Genomic DNA, 3836 nt, shown 5'->3' with positions numbered 1-3836 from the left:
ATCGGCCACAACCGGTCCTTCGGGAAGTGCCGGAGAATCCTCTCTCCTAAACAGGTAATTTAGGTTTTCACTCAAAGAGGCGCGCTCAATCTTCAGCGTGACTTAGCCACAAGCAGACGTTCGTGAAGGAACTCGAGATGAAGGAGCTCACCCAGGGGGTGGTCGAGGGGGTGGGCCGACAAGCGCGGCTCGACCGACCGACCTTTGATCCTGAACTGCGCGCAGGCTTGGCGATCGTGGGCGGAATGTTCCCGCCGACTGTGACCAGCGACCTGATCGACTTCATGCGGGTGTCCTACGCAGGGCCGCCTCTCGAAACGCTGATCGGCGGGCGAAACATCCGCTGCGAGGAACGCGTCTTCGAGGGTTACGAGGGTCACCCTCTCAAGGCGTCCGTCTTCCGTCACGAGCGTGCCTCCGGGCAGCGCCCCGGTGTGCTTTTCGTGCATTCCGGGGGTCTGATGTTCGGCGATCGGTTCAGTGGGTTGGACCGGATGATCGATTTCGTCGAACAGCTGGGCGTCGTGCTCGTGTCGATCGAGTACCGCCTGGCGCCAGAGTATCGCGATCCTTATCCGCGGGAAGATGTTTACGCGGCACTGGAATGGATGGCATTGCATGCGGAGTCGCTCGGCGTGCGCCTCGATCGCCTGCTGATCGCGGGCGCCAGCGCAGGGGGAGGTTTGGCGGCCGGTGCAGCCCTCGCGGCGCGCGATAGGGGCGGTCCCCGCCTGTGCGGTCAGCTGCTCGACTACCCCATGCTGGACGACCGCGGCATCACGAAGTCCACGCTTCAGTTCGATGGCATCGGCGTCTGGGATCGCGTGAGCAACGAGACCGGCTGGGGCGCGCTGCTTGGCGAAGCGCGCGGTGGTCCGGATGTGTCGCCGTATGCCGCGCCGGCTCGTGCAACTGAGCTTTGCGACCTACCACCCGCGTTTCTCGACGTCGGTAGCGCCGAGATATTTCGCGACGAAACCGTGGCCTATGCGGACGCCCTGTGGAATGCCGGCGGGCAGGCCGAGCTTCACGTGTGGCCGGGTGGGTTCCATGCGTTCGACATCTTCGCGCCGCATACCGCACTGTCACGTGGAATGATCGCCACGCGCAGTGGATGGATGTCACGCGTGTTGGGCGATTGAGGACTGTATGCAGGAACTGCTGGCTCGACTGAAGGCCCTTGACCCCAACGCCAGCCTGGCGTTGAGGATCATCGCGTGCTTCGACGAATTGGTTCGAGGTGGCGTCAACATCCAGGGGCTGCTCGGGGCAGCAGCCTCGCTCTCGGGCTGTGTAGCGGGGTTCGCCGGGCATCAATCAGAGCGCACGCTCCGCGTCGCACCGGACGGGCAGACCCTGAAGGGCAGCGCCGCAGCGCCGAGAGAAGGCTCCCTGGAAGCAAACGGCATGACCGTGTGGCTGGAGCGGCAGGGGCCAGCCCATGTGAACGATGCGATGGTCCTCGAGCGCCTCGCACTTGCGCTGGCCATCCGCAGCGGGCACCAGGCGGAAGATCCATTGCGTCGACTCGGCGATCTGCTCGACGTCAACGTTGACGTGGAGCATCGCCACGCTACTGCTGCCAAACTCGGATTGGCGCCGCACTTGAAGTACCGCGTTGCCACCTTGCCGCTCTTCGCGACATGGAAGCAACACCGCGACCTGCTGGAAGACGTCGTCAACACCCGCTACGGTCCGCTGCACGTGTGCTTACTGCGCGCCGAGGTGAAACACATCGACGCCAGCCCCTGCGGGATCGGGGTGGCGGCGGGGATCGACGACCTCCACCGATCGCTGGCGACAGCACTCGTGAGCTTGCGTCTGTGCGCTGTGCCCGATGTGCCCGTTGTCGTCGCAGACGACTATGGCGGTCTCATCGATCTGCTCGCCCAGTGCTCGGTCGATAGACCGTTGCTCGATGTCGAGGAACTCGAAGGCGTCATGCAGCATCCGTGGGCCGTGCGAACTCTGGATGCGCTGCTTCGCTCCGCGTCTATCCGTGACGCATCTCGCATTGCCGGTGTCCACCACAGCACGATGCAGGCGAGACTGGAGACCATTCGCGACTTGCTGTCGTTCGACCCACTCGACGGCATCGGCCGAACCCGCGTCGGCCTCGCCTTCCTCGCCTGGCGCGTTCGGCATTCGTCGGCGCTGGACCTGCCACCGCCCACCAGTCGCTAGTCTCAACCGCCAAATGGCGGGATTCGGTCCCTCCAGGCGCGCCGGTCGGCGGTTACTGGCCACCCAGCGTGTTGCTATCTTCTCGTTGCCACACGTCGCCGCCGGAGACGGGTTGGGCGGGGTCATCGTTCCGACCTCACGCCGACGTTCCGCGCTCCGGCACTTGGCATGTGGCGGTAGTTCAACAACACGGAGACAACAATGACCGAACTGACTAAGGCAATCGACGCCGTTCTCGATGGCGTGACGACAGGCACACCCCGCGTGCCCGGGGTATCGGCGGCGGTGACTGACCGCCGCGGCACGATCTACGAAGGCGCGCGCGGTGTCCGCAACACCGGAACCGGCGAGTCGTTTGAACCCGACACCGTGTGCGCGATATTTTCGACCACCAAGGCCATCGCAGGAACGGCTTGCTTGCAACTGGTGGAAGAGGGTCTTCTCGACCTCGACGCGCCTGCGAAGGAGTACGCGACCCAACTTGCCGACATCATGGTCATCGAGGGCTTTGGCAAGGACGGGCAACCCAGGCTGCGCCCACCGAAGCGCGACATCACGACACGTCACCTGCTCACGCACACAGCCGGCTTCAGCTACGACTTCTTCAACGAGACGTACACCCGCCTCGCCAACGAGCAGGGTCAGCCCTGGGTGGTCGACGCGTCGTGGAAGTCGATCAAGACGCCACTTCTGTTTGATCCGGGCGAGCAGTGGTCCTACGGGAGCAACATCGATTGGGCCGGCATGGTGCTCGAGGGCATTACGGGCAAGCGGCTCGGCGAGGTCATGCAATCGAGGGTTCTCGGTCCACTCGGGATGGCCGACACCGCCTTCACGATGACCCCCTCCATGCAGTCCCGGCAAGCAACGATTCACGCGCGCGAGGATCGCGATGGTTCGCTTGTTCCGCTCAACGGGGTGACTTTGCCGCAGGATCCGGAGGTCCACATGGGAGGGCACGGCCTCTACGGGACCGCGTCGGACTATGTGAAGTTCATCCGCATGTGGCTCAACGACGGACGCAGCGACAGCGGAGAGCAGATCCTGCGACCGGAAACAGTCGAGATGGCATCCCGCAATCATTTGCCCAAGGGCATGCACGTGAAGATGCTGCCCGGCGTCGATGCGACCAAGACGGCGGCGTCCATCCTGCCCGTATCGAGGCCACGGCTGTCCAATGACGCCGAGTTCTTCCCCGGCATGCCCAAGACCTGGGCACTCACGTTCATGATCAACGAGGAAGAAGCACCCACGGGTCGGCCGGCTGGTGCGCTCGCATGGGCCGGCCTCGCTAACCTGTACTACTGGATCGATCGCGCGAACGGCATCGGCGGGTATTGGGCGACCCAGATCTTCCCGTTCGCCGATCCGACCTCGGTAGCGGGCTTCCTTGAGATGGAAAAGGCAACCTATCAGCACGCAAAGCCTCGCGCCCGATAAGAGGCACAAGGCCGCACCGCTCGAGGAGGCAACCGGGATCATCGCGGTCTCGCCGCTGATCGGCTGTGAAGTCGGGCCGTTCGACATCCGGCGCGCGGGTGAGTGTCGGCTTTCGACCAAACGGCCCGTCCGGCGGGGTAGATCTCACGGGAGTTGATCGGAAGCCGTCCGCGCGTTGGGTCCATCGACCGGCGAGGGTCTTCTTCGGGCCC

The 3836-nt window shown here is 64.2% G+C and carries 3 protein-coding genes; all 3 read left to right on the top strand.

Going from position 1 to position 3836, the window contains the following annotated elements; all coding sequences use genetic code 11:
• The first annotated feature begins 122 nt into the window (after nt 1-122).
• The 3 genes from Q1W68_RS01525 (at nt 123) to Q1W68_RS01515 (ending at nt 3624) form a co-directional block, all read left to right on the top strand.
• A complete protein-coding gene (locus Q1W68_RS01525) occupies nt 123-1142 on the top strand; it encodes an alpha/beta hydrolase (RefSeq protein WP_291081724.1) in 1020 nt (339 codons plus the stop codon).
• 7 nt (nt 1143-1149) lie between these two features.
• Entirely contained in the window at nt 1150-2184 is a 1035-nt protein-coding gene (locus Q1W68_RS01520; protein WP_291081722.1) for a helix-turn-helix domain-containing protein, read from the top strand.
• Nucleotides 2185-2385: 201 nt separating this feature from the next.
• The gene (locus tag Q1W68_RS01515) at nt 2386-3624 is read left to right on the top strand and encodes a serine hydrolase domain-containing protein (protein ID WP_291081720.1); all 1239 of its coding nucleotides are present in this window, start codon (nt 2386-2388) and stop codon (nt 3622-3624) included.
• Nucleotides 3625-3836: the final 212 nt, after the last annotated feature.

This window comes from Hydrogenophaga sp., assembly GCF_030158645.1.
In the GTDB taxonomy this organism is placed as follows: domain Bacteria; phylum Pseudomonadota; class Gammaproteobacteria; order Burkholderiales; family Burkholderiaceae_C; genus Hydrogenophaga.
The sequence above is the reverse complement of the archived record's forward strand: the minus strand, read 5'-3'. Positions and strand labels throughout refer to the sequence as shown.